Here is a 12,576-nt window from a genome sequence, read left to right as displayed (position 1 = left end):
GGCCCACATACCCGCGGATTCGGGATAGGGCAGTATTCGAAGCCCGTCCTCTAATGCGCAGACCGGGGCAAGTAAACCCTCTGGACACCGAAATCGGCGCGGTTTGCAACAAAACGGGCCACATCCGCGCCGCTATGTTTCAATGTGTTGCGGGAAGCCAAATAAACCTCACGGAAATGGGCACTTCCGTTCAACCGCCCGTGATAAACCTGTTTTGGAGGGTGCGGGACGCGCATTTTCAGGTCACACACAGCGCAACATCCGGCGCATTTTGACGAACGCCCCGAAGGATAGGCCATGACCGATACGAGCGACCCACGCAAATCGACCCTGATGCGGAACCTTCCGTTGATCGGGATCCTGATCATTGCCGCCATCGGTGCCTTTACCTTGCGCGACTATCTCAGCTTTCAGACGCTGGCGGACAACCGCGAAGCGCTGATCGATTTTCGGGATGCCAATTACCTGCTGACAGCCCTGGTTTTCGTTGCTGTATATGTCCTGATCGTGGGGTTTTCCCTGCCGGGCGCCAGCATTGCCACGCTGACAGGCGGCTTTCTGTTTGGAACGGTGTTCGGGTCATTGTTCGCGGTGACTGCCGCGACCATCGGGGCCACGATCATCTTTCTTGCGGCGCGCCATGGCTTTGGCGAGACGCTGGGCCAGAAAATGGAAGCGTCCAAGGGGACCATCAAGAAGATCAAGGACGGCATCGACGAAAACCAGTGGTCGATGCTGTTTGTCATCCGGTTGGTCCCGGCGGTTCCCTTCTTTGTCGCCAACCTGATCCCGGCCTTCATGCAGGTGCCGCTGCACCGCTATGTCATTTCGACCTTCTTCGGCATCATCCCCGGCTCTGTCGTCTTCAACTCGGTCGGTGCCGGTCTGGGCGAGGTATTTGCCCGCGGCGAAACGCCTGATCTCGGGATCATCTTTGAACCGCACATACTTCTTCCTATCCTTGGTCTGGCGGCACTGTCCCTGCTGCCGGTGGTGGTCAAGGCCGTGACGGGCAAGAAAGGTCTGTAAATTCGATGAAACGTATCAAGACCGACATCCTGGTCATCGGGGCCGGGTCCGGTGGCCTGTCCGTGGCCGCCGGTGCCGTTCAGATGGGGGCCAAGGTGGTCCTTCTGGAAGGGCACAAGATGGGCGGCGATTGCCTGAACTATGGCTGTGTGCCGTCCAAGGCGCTGATTGCAAGCGGCAAGGCAGCCTATGGTCAGACCCACAGTGCCGAATATGGCGTGGCCAATGCGGCCCCGCAGGTCGATTATGCCGCGGCCAAGGATCATGTGAACCAGGTGATTGCGCAGATCGAACCGGTCGACAGTCAGGAACGGTTCGAAGGTTTGGGTGTGCATGTCATCCGGGAATTCGGGCGGTTCATCTCGGACACGGAAGTGCAGGCCGGTGACACGGTCATTGCAGCGCGCCGCATCGTCATTGCGACCGGGTCGAGCCCGCTGGTGCCGCCCATCGACGGGATCGAGACGGTGCCATATCTGACCAACGAAACCTTGTGGGACCTGCGCGTGCGCCCCGATCACCTGTTGATCATCGGCGGCGGTCCCATCGGGATGGAAATGGCGCAGGCGCACCGACGTCTGGGGTCACAGGTGACCGTGATCGAGGGCGCCAAGGCGCTGGGCAAGGATGATCCGGAAATGGCCGAGGTCGTGTTGACCAACCTGCGCCGCGAGGGGATCGTGATTGCCGAAGACGCGCAGGCCGACCGCATCGAAGGCCGCGACGCGTCGGTGACGGTCCATACCAAGGACGGGCGCAGCTTTGACGGCTCGCACCTGTTGGTGGCCGTCGGGCGCACGTCCAACACCGACAGTCTGAACCTTGATGCCGCCGGGATTGAAACCACCAGGTCCGGGGTAAAGGTTGATGACAGCCTGCGCACCACCAATCGCCGCGTCTATGCCGTGGGGGATGCCGCGGGCGGGCTGCAATTTACGCATGTGGCCGGGTATCATGCCGGGGTCATCATCCGGTCGCTGCTGTTTGCGTTGCCGTCCAAGGCCAAGACGGCACATATTCCGTGGGCGACCTACACCGATCCTGAACTGGCCCAGGTCGGCCTGACCGAAGCGCAGGCGAGGGAGCAGCATGGTGACAAGCTGGAGGTGGTCCGTTTCCACTATAACCACAACGATCGCGCCATTGCCGAACGCAAGACCGATGGCCTGATCAAGGTCATGGTGGTCAAGGGCCGCCCCGTCGGGGCCTCTATCGCCGGTCATCAGGCGGGCGAGTTGATCAACCTGTGGTCCCTTGTCATCGCCAACAGCATGAAAATGAGCCAGGTCGCCGCCATGGTGTCGCCCTATCCCACCATCGGCGAGGTCAACAAACGCGCCGCCGGTGCCTATTTCAGTCCGCGCCTTTTTGAAAGTGATCTGGTCAAACGGGTGGTAGGGCTTGTGCAACGCCTTGTTCCTTGACCACATAGCACGATGATGAACTCACTCTCCGGCCGTTTCCTGATCCTGACCACGATCTTCGTGATGCTGGCCGAGATTCTGATCTTTGTGCCGTCGATTGCGCGGTTCCGCGAGGAATATCTGCAGAACCGGTTGGAGCGGGCGCAGATCGCGTCGCTCGCGTTGCTGGCGGACGACATGATCGACAGCGCGCTGGAAGCGGAGCTTTTGGAAAATGCGGGCGTCTTCAACGTCGTGCTGCGCCGGGACGAGGTGCGGCAGCTTATGCTGGCCTCACCCATGCCGCAGCCCATCGACGGCACGTTTGACCTGCGGGACGGCACGGCACCGGTTCTGATCCGCGATGCGCTGATGCGGATCGTCGAGCCTGAGAACGAGGTCATCCGGGTGATCGGGGCGCCCACGCGCGAAGCCGGGCTGCTGATCGAGGTCACAATGGAAACGGCCCCCTTGCGCGCCGCGATGATCGACTATGGCATTCGCATCCTGGTGCTGTCGGCCGTGATTTCGATCGTGACGGCAGGGCTTTTGTTCATTGCGGTCCGCGCCATCCTGGTCAAACCGATCCGCGGCGTGGTGGGGCATATGCAGCGCTATGCCGCGGCCCCGGAGGATGCCCGCCGCATCATCACGCCCAATGCGGGGGTGACCGAGTTGCGCGAGGCCGAAGAGGCGCTGCGCAGCTTGCAGACCGAACTGATTTCGGCGTTGCGCCAAAAGGATCGGTTGGCGCAGTTGGGAAGCGCGGTGTCCAAGATCAGCCATGACTTGCGCAATATCCTGACATCGGCCCAATTGTTCACCGACCGTATCGAGGCATCCGAAGACCCGCTGGTGCGGCGCATGGCCCCCAAGCTGGTGAACTCGATGACCCGGGCCGTGCATCTGTGCGAAAGCACGCTGGCCTTCGGCAAGGCGGAAGAACCCAGCCCGACGCTGATGATCTTTACGCTGGATGATCTGGTCGAGGATGTTTTGGAAAGCGAACGCCTTGCGATCGGCGAAAACGACCTGTCGCTGAGCGAGAACATCCCGCCGTTGTTTTCCCTGCGTGCCGATCCCGAACAGCTGTTTCGGGTGATTTCCAATCTGGTGCGCAATGCGCGGCAGGCCATCATCGCCACCGGCAACCCCGGAGAGATCAACGTGTCTGCCTATGAAGATGCCGACAATTGGTGGATCGAGATTGCGGATACCGGCCCCGGCCTGCCGCCAAAGGCGCAAGAGCATCTGTTCCAGCCGTTCCAGGGCGGTGTGGCGAAGGGCGGCACCGGTCTGGGCCTGGCCATCGCCCAGGAACTGGTGCGCGGCCATGGTGGCGCGCTTGAACTGGACCGCACGGGGCCGAAAGGCACGGTGTTCTCGATCCGGCTGCCCAAGGGCGACGGCATTTGAGATCCGTGGCGCTTTTGCCCAGATAAGCCCTTGCAAACCGTCGCGGGCAGGACTAAACCGCCCGCCAGTGGACCGATAGCTCAGCTGGATAGAGTACTTGACTACGAATCAAGGGGTCGGGGGTTCGAATCCTCCTCGGTCCGCCACTTTCCCCTTGAAAAGTTGGCAGTCAATGTGGCGCACAGGCTGCGTCCGGCTGGCATCTGCGGAAGACAATTCAGGCTGACTGCATGAATTTGCGCGAACAAATCGGTCAGCCCTTGTCCCCAATGGATGACCGTTGCCGCGGGCGTGAGTGCTGAGGGAAATGCCCCTGGTCCGCTGACGTCGTGCGCAACGATCCGGCGCCGGTTTTTTGAGCCTGCAAACATGATCTTGATGCGGTTGCACCGCTTGCACCTGCGCACCGAACAGGACGTCCTGTCTGAAACGACGGGAATGGCGACCAGTCGTGGTTCACCTGGATTGCGTTACGCGTCGGCGCCTTGGCGGGCAATTGCGGCGTAAGATGTCAACGCCGCCCCGCATCCTTGTTCCCAGATTACGGAAGACCATCTGCAAAACGCCTCGGAGAAGGGGCGGGATTGTGCCAGGTCACCGTAGATCTTGTCTTGTTCCAACCACGCTTCGGGGCGATCCCTTGCGGCGTCTGCCGCTTGGCGCAATTCGGTCCAAAGCGGATCGTTGGCTTCGATGACCGTGCCGTTTTCACGTGTCCCCGCACACATGCGCGCCCAGAAGGCTTCGACCAGCGCCAACCCTTCTACAGATCGACCGGCTGCCAGTTGATCGCGAACGATGGGCAGAACGAAGCCTGGGTGGCGGGCAGAGCCGTCAAAGGACACCCGGCGTGTGGTGTCGACAATCCGAGGGTTCGAAAACCGCGCCTCGATCAGGTCCACGTATTCTTCGGGTGTCTTACCCGGCACAGGCGCGACCGTGGGCGCGATCTCGGTACGTTCGACCCTGCCAAAGAATGCCCGAACATCCGGATGTGCCATACAGCCGGCTATCGTTTCGATGCCCAGTATTTCACCCACATTTGCAACAACCTGATGGCCCGCATTCAGAATTCGGATCTTCATGGTTTCAAATGCGTGGACATCCTTGGAAAAGGTCGCGCCCATTTCATTCCAGTCCGGCCGACCCGCACAGAACGTGTCTTCCATCACCCATTGGCGAAAGGCCTCGTGGGTGACGACGGCCTTGTCCACAATGCCGAAACCTTCGGCAAGGGCCAGTTCGCCCGGTCCCGTGGCGGGGGCGATGCAATCGACCATCGAGTTGGGGAAGGAAACCTTGGCATCGATCCAGTCCGCCAAATCGGGATCTGACATACGGGAAAGGGACACGACCGTCTGGCGCAAGATATCGCCATTGCCTTGGAGGTTGTCACAGCTGAGGCAGGTGAACGGGCCATGTCCTTGTGCGCGGCGCAGCCCAAGGGCCGCCACGATCGCGCCAAAGGCGGTGATCGGGGTGCCGGGGTGGGTGGCGTCATGTTGCACATCCGTATGGGCCCGGTCGAAGCGTTTGGTGACGGGATCAACGTAATACCCGCTTTCCGTCACGGTCATTGCAACAATGCGAATTGCCGGATCGGCCATTTGCGCGATGAGCGCGCCATTGCCCTCTTCAATAGGCAGATAGTCGATCATGGAGCCGATGACTTCTGCGGACACGTCTTTCGGGTCAAGTTCGATCAGCGTTGTGAGACAGTCCTGCGCCAGCAGCTTTTCCCGCATGGCTGCATCGTAGGGGCGCACACCCGCGCCGATGATCGCCCAGTCGTGCGCGTGACCCGCCTGCATCAGACGGTGCAGATACCAGGCCTGATGCGCACGGTGGAAATTGCCGACACCGATATGCACGATGCCCGGTGTCAGGGCGCTGCGATCATAGCGCGGACGCTCAACTGTCAACCGATCAAGCGTCGCGTTCGAAAGGGAGATCAGCTCATCCATTGTCCACCATCCACGTTGTAGGTTTGCGCCACGATGTACTTCGCCGCGTCACTTGCGAGAAAGACAGCCATGCCGGTGAGGTCTTCGGGCGTGCCCATGCGCCCAAACGGGACAGCATCGCCCACTTCCTTTTTTTTCTGACCCGGCTGCTTGTTCTCGTATTTGGCAAAGAACGCGTCGACACCATCCCAGTGTTCACCATCGACAACCCCGGGCGAGATCGCGTTGACGTTGATCCCGTGCCGGATCAGGTCCAGCCCCGCCGATTGGGTCAGGCTGATCACGGCGGCCTTGGTGGCGCAGTAAACGGCCACCAACGGTTCGCCGCGCCGCCCGGCCTGCGAGGCCATGTTGATGATTTTGCCGCCTTTGCCCCGGGCGATCATGTGGCGGGCGACGGCCTGCATCACGAAAAGCGGGCCGGACACATTGACATCAAACACGCGGGCAAAGTCGTCGCGGTCGATCTCGACGATGGGGGCTGCGGTAAACAGGGCCGCGTTGTTGATCAGAATGTCGATGTGGCCAAGGTGCCGGATGGTGTGTTCCACGGCGCGGTCGATGCTGGACTGATCCGTGACATCCATGTTCACGGACCAAGCGGCATCGCCGAGGTCCTGGGCCGTTTGTGCTGCCCGCGCCTTGTCGATATCCGCAATCGCGACGCGCGCGCCCTCGCGGATATATGCAGCAGCGAAGGCCCGCCCGATCCCCCGGGCGGCCCCGGTTATAAGGGCTGTTTTTCCAGCCAGTTGCATCACTCGATCCTCAGGCCCTGCGCGTCAAACCGGTGAAGTTGCGACACGTTCGGTGTCAGATAGACCGTGTCGCCATGTTTGAACGACGCATCCCCGGCGGCGCGAACCGTCACCGGATCACAGCCCGGGATGCCATGAATATGGATGAAAGTGTCTGAGCCAAGGTGTTCGGCGACCCCAACCGTGCCCGTCCAGGTGCCATCCGTGGCCGAAACCGCCATATGCTCGGGACGGATGCCGATGGTATGGGCCCCGTGCGCTTCGGCCTCGCGCCCTTCGATCAGGTTCATCTTGGGGCTGCCGATAAAGCCTGCGACGAATTTGTTGCAAGGGCGATGGTAGAGTTCCAGCGGGCTGCCGACCTGCTCGATCACGCCAGCTTGCAAAACGACGATCTTGTTGGCCATGGTCATCGCTTCGACCTGATCGTGCGTCACGTAGATCATGGTGGTCTTCATGCGTTCGTGCATCTCTGTGATCTCGAGACGCATGCCGACGCGCAGGGCCGCGTCGAGGTTGGACAGCGGTTCGTCAAACAGGAAGGCAGATGGGTCGCGCACAATCGCACGACCGATGGCGACACGCTGGCGCTGACCGCCCGACAATTGGCCCGGTTTGCGATCCAGGTATTCGGTCAGGTTCAGCGAGTTGGCGGCCGCTTCTATGCGCGTGTTCTGTTCGTCCTCGCTCATTCCGGCCATCCGCATGGGGAAGGCGATGTTCTTGCGCACCGTCATGTGCGGATACAAAGCGTAGGTCTGGAACACCATGGCAAGGCCACGCTTGGATGGAGAGACTTGGGTTACATCCTCGCTATCGATGATGACCTTGCCGCTTGTTGCGTCTTCCAACCCTGCAATCACGCGCAGCAACGTGGATTTACCACAGCCGGAGGGGCCGACAAACACGGCAAACTCGCCATCTTCGATGGTCAGGTCCAAAGGAGGAATGACCTGCGTTTCGCCAAAACTCTTGGTGACTTGTTCGAGTACGATACGTCCCATGATCTTTTCCTAATTCCCGAATTTATTTGACCGCGCCAAAGGTGAGACCCTGGACCAGCTGTTTCTGGCAGAACCAGCCCAACACGATGATGGGGCCGACGGCGGCGGCGGAGACAGCCGACAGGCGGCCAAAGAACAGGCCTTCCGGGGCACGGTTGCCTTCGATCAGTTTCGACAACGTCGCCGCATCCGTCGTGGTCAGGCGAACCGTCCAATAGGCCTCGTTCCAGCAGAAGATGAAGCACAGCAGCGCCGTTGAGGCGATGCCGCCCCAGGCCAGCGGGATGAGAATCTCGCGGATTTCGCCCCAGGTGTTCACGCCGTCCATCTGGCCCGCTTCGATGATCTCCTTGGGGATCTCCTTGAAGTAGGTGAAGAGCATCCAGATCACGATGGGCAGGTTGATCAGCATCAGCACCACGATGACCATGAAGTGGGTGTCAAAAAGGCCCAGGCTTTTTGTCAGGAAGGTCATCGGGTAAAGCACGGCTGCCGCTGGCAGCATCTTGGTGGACAGCATCCACATCAACACGTCCTTGGTCGCGCGGGACGGGTTGAAGGCCATGGCGTAGGCGCAGGGGATACCCACGGCGAGGGCAAACACCGTGGCGAAGACCGAGGTGATGACCGAGTTGGTGGCAAAGCGCCAGTAGTCGTAGTTCTCGGTCATGTTCAGGTAGTTGTCGAGCGTCGGTGTGAAGAAGAACAGGAACTCCGGTTTCACCGCGTCGGCGTCTGTCTTGAAACTGGTCAGGACCAGCCAGAAGATCGGGAAAAAGAACAGCAGTCCCACGGCCCAGGCCAGAATGGTGCGGCCGGTTTTCCCGTATTTCGAGGATTGTGCAACGATAGCCATGTGTCCGTTACTCCATCAATGTCTTGCCAACCATCCGCAGCAGGAAGATGGCGACGATGTTGGCGAGGATGACGGCGAAGATGCCGGTGGCAGAGGCCGCGCCGATGTTGTTGTTGGCAAATTCACCGATCAGATACGGCAGGTTCTTGTTGCCGTTGCCGCGGCTCACGATCTCGATCTCGGCATAGAGCGACAGGTGGAAGATCGCCTGGATCATCACAACGATGGCGATGGGGCGACCCAGATGGGGCAGGGTCAGGAACCTGAATTGCGACCATGCGCTGGCCCCATCAAGGATCGCGGCCTCTTTCTGTTGCTGGTCCTCGGATTGCAGGGAGGTCATGAAGATCAGGACCGCGAAGGGCGTCCATTGCCATGTGACCATGATGATCACCGCATAGGCCGATGTTTGCGTGGCGCGGAAGGAAATCGGTTCCAGTTCCGGCCAGAGCGAGAAGAACCAGCCCACGACAGGCGCGCCCTGCAGCGATGCGATCAGGTCATTGATGCCATTCACGGCAAGGCCCTGCAGGCCCAACACGGGGTCGAGGATCATGTTGATCCAGAGCACGGCGTTCACGGCGGGCATCACGAAAAAGGGCGAGATCAGCAGGACCCGGACGATCCCCTGGCCCGGAAAGGCCTTGTTGATCAGGACGGCGATGAGGACACCGAGGATGACGGTCAGAAACAGGATGCTGCAGACAATCAGCAGACTGTTCTGGATGGCGAGTACGAAGTCCTTGGAGTTCAGGACGAATTCGTAATTGCCGAACCCGCGCCAGTTGCTGAAGGACGGGGTGGTCCATTCGGGGCGACGCAGGTTGTTCAGCACGTAGCGGATGAACGAAAAGTAAAGCGTGAGGCTCAGAGGGATCAGCATCCAGATCAGCAGCAGTATGACGGCGGGTGTCTGAAGCAAACGGGGGAGCGTTCTGTTGGACATGACTTTCCTACCTTGGCGAGACGTTTTGTCCGCCGCGTGCAGTGCGTTAAAATTCTATGGGTTTCAGTTTCGAACGGTATGCCCGATCGGGCAAGGCTTTCGATGGGCCCTTGGGGTGAAGGCCCGGGGGTCCCGGGCCTTCCTGGTCTGCTCGAATTACTCGTAGTAACCCGCTTCTTTCATGACCGAGTCAGCGGCTTCCTGAGCCGCGGCCAAGGCATCTTCGACCGACTTCGCGCCGGACAGTGCCGCGGCCATTTCCTGACCGAACGCGCTGCCGATTTCCGGGAACTCGGGAATGGCGACAAACTGGACACCAACGTATGGCTTCAGGTCCGTGGCGCCGGGTGCAGCGGAGTCGATGGCGGCCATTTCAGCCTCTGCGAATTTTGCAACAGCCTGGAATTCAGGGATTGCGTAGGTCGATGCGCGCTGACCTGTCGGAACTTTGGCCCAGCCAAAGTCGGGATGGTTGCCAACAGCCTGCACATAGTCTTTGGACGTGGCCCACTCGATGAAGGCTTTTGCTTCTTCGGCGTTCTCTGTACCGGCGGGCACGGCCATCGCCCACGCCCACAGCCAGTTTGCACCTACCGGGTTACCGGCGTTAGGCGACTGTGCATAGGCGACGTTCGGGTTTTCCAGGAACGAGGCGGCGATTGTCGCGTCGATCCACAGGCCACATTTGTCTTCGTTGTAGAGCGCCAGGATCTCGTTGAACGAGTTGCCTTCCGAACCGGGAGGGCCGTAGCTGCTGAGCAGGTCAACATAGAAGCTGACGGCTGCGTTCCATTCGGGTGAGTCGAGCTGGGGTTTGAAATCTGCATCGAACCAGCGTGCGCCGAACGAGTTGGCCACGGTGGTGATGAAGGCCGCGTTGTCGCCCCAACCGGGCTTGCCGCGCAGGCATGCGCCATAAACGCCGTTGTCGGGGTCGTGCATTGCGGCAGCGGCTGCCTTGACGTTTTCCCAGCTGTCGTTGTCGGCGATGGTGACGCCAGCCGCGTCGGCCAGGTCCTTGCGGTACATCACCATCGAGCTTTCGCCGTAAAACGGTGCCGCATAAAGCGTGCCGTCATGGCTCAGGCCTTCGCGCATGGCGGGCAGGATGTCGTCAGCGTCGTACTCGGCGCCGAACTCAAGCGGTTCGATCCAGCCGGCTGCGCCCCAGATGGGTGCTTCTTGCATGCCGATGTTGATGATGTCGTACTGACCGCCGCCGGTGGCGGTGTCGGATGTGACCTGCTCGCGCAGCACGCCTTCTTCGAGCGACACCCAGTTCAGTGCAACGCCTGTTTCTTCTGTGTAGGCTTCTGCAACTTTCTGCATGTTGATCATGTGACCGTTGTTCACGATCGCGATTGTCAGCTCTTTCGCATGACCGTCGGCAAGAGCACCGCCAACTGTCACCAGTGACAGTGCCGTTGCACAATACAGTGTTTTCTTGATGGACATCCCCAATTTCCTCCGTGTTTGGCGATCGAAGGAAACGTACAAGGGGTGGTGACGCGAAGTCAATAAAAAATTTACGCGCGCAAATTATCTAGGGTGCTGGCGTATAGCTATTGGCCTAGGCGGAGTCCCGCATGACCAGGCGCCCCTCGAAGGTCGTTTCCGTGCGATCCGAAAGGCGTTCATCGTTTTCAAGCATCCCGAAAAGTTCGCTAACCGCATGATTTGCAATCGCTTCATAGTCCTGCGCGATTGTCGTCAGGGGAGGGCAGGTGAACCTGGAAAACGGGTGGTCATCATGTCCGGCAATGCGCAGGTCGCAGTCCGCGCCATGTCCCACGCAAAGCCCAAGCCCGTACGCTGCCGACAGCATGCCGATTGCAAGGCGATCATTGCTGCACAATACGGTGTTGGTGCTGAATGCCCTGGACGACAGCAGACGACCACCTTCGGTGCTCCCGATCTCTTCAAAGTTCCAGCCTTCGCCATCGGCCTGGAAAATGCGCGGGACCTGTCCGTGCCGCTCCATACTTTCGACATAGGCTTGGTGCCGTTTGTTGGCATTCGGGTTCGTGGGCGTCTTCATCTCGAAAAAGCAGGGTGGTTCACCGCTGCGGCACAGGTACTCAACCATTAAATCAACGCTTTGCGCGTTGTCCGTGCCGGCGAATGCCTGGCCGATCCCGCTCATGTTCGCATCGAACAGAACAAGCGGAAAATCCCGGTCGATGTCCCGGACCGCAGCTTCGTCCGACATCCGTCCGAACGGTGCCAGCAAAATGCCCGCCGGTTTCAGCGACCGCAGTGAATTCAGGTTGTCCCGTTCCATGTCGGCACTGCCGTGAGAGCTTAGCAGAATGGGGCTGTACCCAGCCTTGATGCAGGCCAGTTCCACGCGCCTGCCGATCTCGGAAAAAAACGGGTCGGCGAGGTTTGGCACAACGACACCGATGTTCTTGGTCGTGCGCCTGTTCTGGTTCATCGCGAAGACGTTTGGCTGGTAGTCGTACTTTTTCAGGGCGGCCTCTATTTTCGCCCGAGTAGTTGCCCGGACGCTTTCCGGATCATTGAAGTACTTTGACACAGTTGGCCGGGAAATACCGCTGATCGCAGCGAATTCTTCCATATTGCGAATTTTCGGCTGTCCCATTTTAACACCTGATGCGTGCAAACATATCGCGCGGTAACTTCGATAAGGTATTTAACTTGCCCCGGATGCGTCAAGGCAATACCCCGTGCCGTCAGGTTTTTCAGGCAAATGCCGAAAGTCTGCACAGGTTTTGGCCGCTGGTTGTGGGCCGGTCCGGCCGGTCGCCCGGTGCAGGGGAACGCCGATGGCGGCGCGCGCTTATTCGGCTGACAAGGATGCGCCCTGTCTGATCACCCAGCGCCTCGCCCTCACGATTCTTCGTCGCTGTCTTCCGGTGAACTGAACTGCGCACCCCAGATGCAGGCGGTTATCGAGCAACACAGGCCAACCGCGCCTGGAAGGCCATCGAATACAAAATAGCCAAATGGGGCGCCGACCGCAGAGCCGACCAATGCACCGTATGCAAGTTTGCGTAACATTCAAAAGTTCCTTGCAGCAGTCATGCCAGCACCGCGGAAACACCCGGGCGGATGTAGAGGCATGAAAAAGGCGGGTTTGGCGCGCCGACCCAAGTGGGACCTGGGTCGGGCACCTGTTGGATGCGCCGGGCACAATCACCACCGATGGAACGGACACTGACAGTATGGGCGCGCTTTCA

10 protein-coding genes and 1 tRNA gene are annotated in these 12,576 nt (G+C 59.9%); 4 read left to right on the top strand and 7 right to left on the bottom strand.

Annotation, left to right across the window (positions count from 1 at the left end):
* The first annotated feature begins 297 nt into the window (after positions 1-297).
* The 4 genes from Q0844_RS15525 to Q0844_RS15510 all read left to right on the top strand — a co-directional run bounded on the left by Q0844_RS15525 (position 298) and on the right by Q0844_RS15510 (position 3,994).
* Positions 298-1,029, top strand: coding sequence for a TVP38/TMEM64 family protein (locus Q0844_RS15525; RefSeq protein WP_299046605.1), 732 nt, complete (start codon positions 298-300; stop codon positions 1,027-1,029).
* A 5-nt stretch (positions 1,030-1,034) separates the two neighbouring features.
* Entirely contained in the window at positions 1,035-2,453 is a 1,419-nt protein-coding gene (locus Q0844_RS15520) for an FAD-dependent oxidoreductase (protein WP_299046603.1), read from the top strand.
* A 12-nt stretch (positions 2,454-2,465) separates the two neighbouring features.
* Complete coding sequence (locus Q0844_RS15515) at positions 2,466-3,848, top strand: HAMP domain-containing sensor histidine kinase (protein ID WP_299046601.1); 1,383 nt, start codon at positions 2,466-2,468, stop codon at positions 3,846-3,848.
* Positions 3,849-3,917: 69 nt separating this feature from the next.
* A tRNA-Arg gene (locus tag Q0844_RS15510) sits at positions 3,918-3,994 on the top strand.
* 324 nt (positions 3,995-4,318) lie between these two features.
* On the opposite strand, the gene Q0844_RS15505 is transcribed toward Q0844_RS15510, so the two are convergent.
* From Q0844_RS15505 to Q0844_RS15475, 7 genes are all read right to left on the bottom strand, one after another.
* Entirely contained in the window at positions 4,319-5,812 is a 1,494-nt protein-coding gene (locus Q0844_RS15505) for a mannitol dehydrogenase family protein (RefSeq protein ID WP_299046598.1), read from the bottom strand.
* Positions 5,800-6,573: an L-iditol 2-dehydrogenase gene (locus Q0844_RS15500; protein ID WP_299046595.1), complete on the bottom strand. Its 774-nt coding sequence runs from the start codon at positions 6,571-6,573 to the stop codon at positions 5,800-5,802. The genes Q0844_RS15505 and Q0844_RS15500 overlap by 13 nt, the downstream gene beginning before the upstream one ends.
* On the bottom strand, positions 6,570-7,574 hold the full coding sequence (locus Q0844_RS15495; RefSeq protein ID WP_299046594.1) for an ABC transporter ATP-binding protein: 1,005 nt from the start codon (positions 7,572-7,574) through the stop codon (positions 6,570-6,572). Before Q0844_RS15495 ends, Q0844_RS15500 begins: the two co-directional genes overlap by 4 nt.
* 22 nt (positions 7,575-7,596) lie before the next feature.
* Complete coding sequence (locus tag Q0844_RS15490) at positions 7,597-8,430, bottom strand: carbohydrate ABC transporter permease (protein WP_299046592.1); 834 nt, start codon at positions 8,428-8,430, stop codon at positions 7,597-7,599.
* A 7-nt stretch (positions 8,431-8,437) separates the two neighbouring features.
* Entirely contained in the window at positions 8,438-9,376 is a 939-nt protein-coding gene (locus Q0844_RS15485) for a sugar ABC transporter permease (RefSeq protein WP_299046591.1), read from the bottom strand.
* Positions 9,377-9,532: 156 nt separating this feature from the next.
* On the bottom strand, positions 9,533-10,831 hold the full coding sequence (locus Q0844_RS15480) for a sugar ABC transporter substrate-binding protein (protein WP_299046798.1): 1,299 nt from the start codon (positions 10,829-10,831) through the stop codon (positions 9,533-9,535).
* Positions 10,832-10,946: 115 nt separating this feature from the next.
* Entirely contained in the window at positions 10,947-11,978 is a 1,032-nt protein-coding gene (locus Q0844_RS15475) for a LacI family DNA-binding transcriptional regulator (protein WP_299046589.1), read from the bottom strand.
* Positions 11,979-12,576: the final 598 nt, after the last annotated feature.

The organism is uncultured Tateyamaria sp. (assembly GCF_947503465.1).
GTDB lineage: Bacteria > Pseudomonadota > Alphaproteobacteria > Rhodobacterales > Rhodobacteraceae > Tateyamaria.
Note: the sequence above shows the minus strand (reverse complement) of the source record. Positions and strands in the feature narration are given on the sequence as shown.

What these genes read in the sequence shown, in the direction of transcription:
- Q0844_RS15505 (WP_299046598.1), bottom strand. Translation starts at nt 5,812, where the DNA reads ATGGATGAGCTGATCTCCCTTTCGAACGCGACGCTTGATCGGTTGACA.
- Q0844_RS15520 (WP_299046603.1), top strand. Translation starts at nt 1,035, where the DNA reads ATGAAACGTATCAAGACCGACATCCTGGTCATCGGGGCCGGGTCCGGT.
- Q0844_RS15515 (WP_299046601.1), top strand. Translation starts at nt 2,466, where the DNA reads ATGATGAACTCACTCTCCGGCCGTTTCCTGATCCTGACCACGATCTTC.
- Q0844_RS15480 (WP_299046798.1), bottom strand. Translation starts at nt 10,831, where the DNA reads ATGTCCATCAAGAAAACACTGTATTGTGCAACGGCACTGTCACTGGTG.
- Q0844_RS15525 (WP_299046605.1), top strand. Translation starts at nt 298, where the DNA reads ATGACCGATACGAGCGACCCACGCAAATCGACCCTGATGCGGAACCTT.
- Q0844_RS15490 (WP_299046592.1), bottom strand. Translation starts at nt 8,430, where the DNA reads ATGGCTATCGTTGCACAATCCTCGAAATACGGGAAAACCGGCCGCACC.
- Q0844_RS15485 (WP_299046591.1), bottom strand. Translation starts at nt 9,376, where the DNA reads ATGTCCAACAGAACGCTCCCCCGTTTGCTTCAGACACCCGCCGTCATA.
- Q0844_RS15475 (WP_299046589.1), bottom strand. Translation starts at nt 11,978, where the DNA reads ATGGGACAGCCGAAAATTCGCAATATGGAAGAATTCGCTGCGATCAGC.
- Q0844_RS15495 (WP_299046594.1), bottom strand. Translation starts at nt 7,574, where the DNA reads ATGGGACGTATCGTACTCGAACAAGTCACCAAGAGTTTTGGCGAAACG.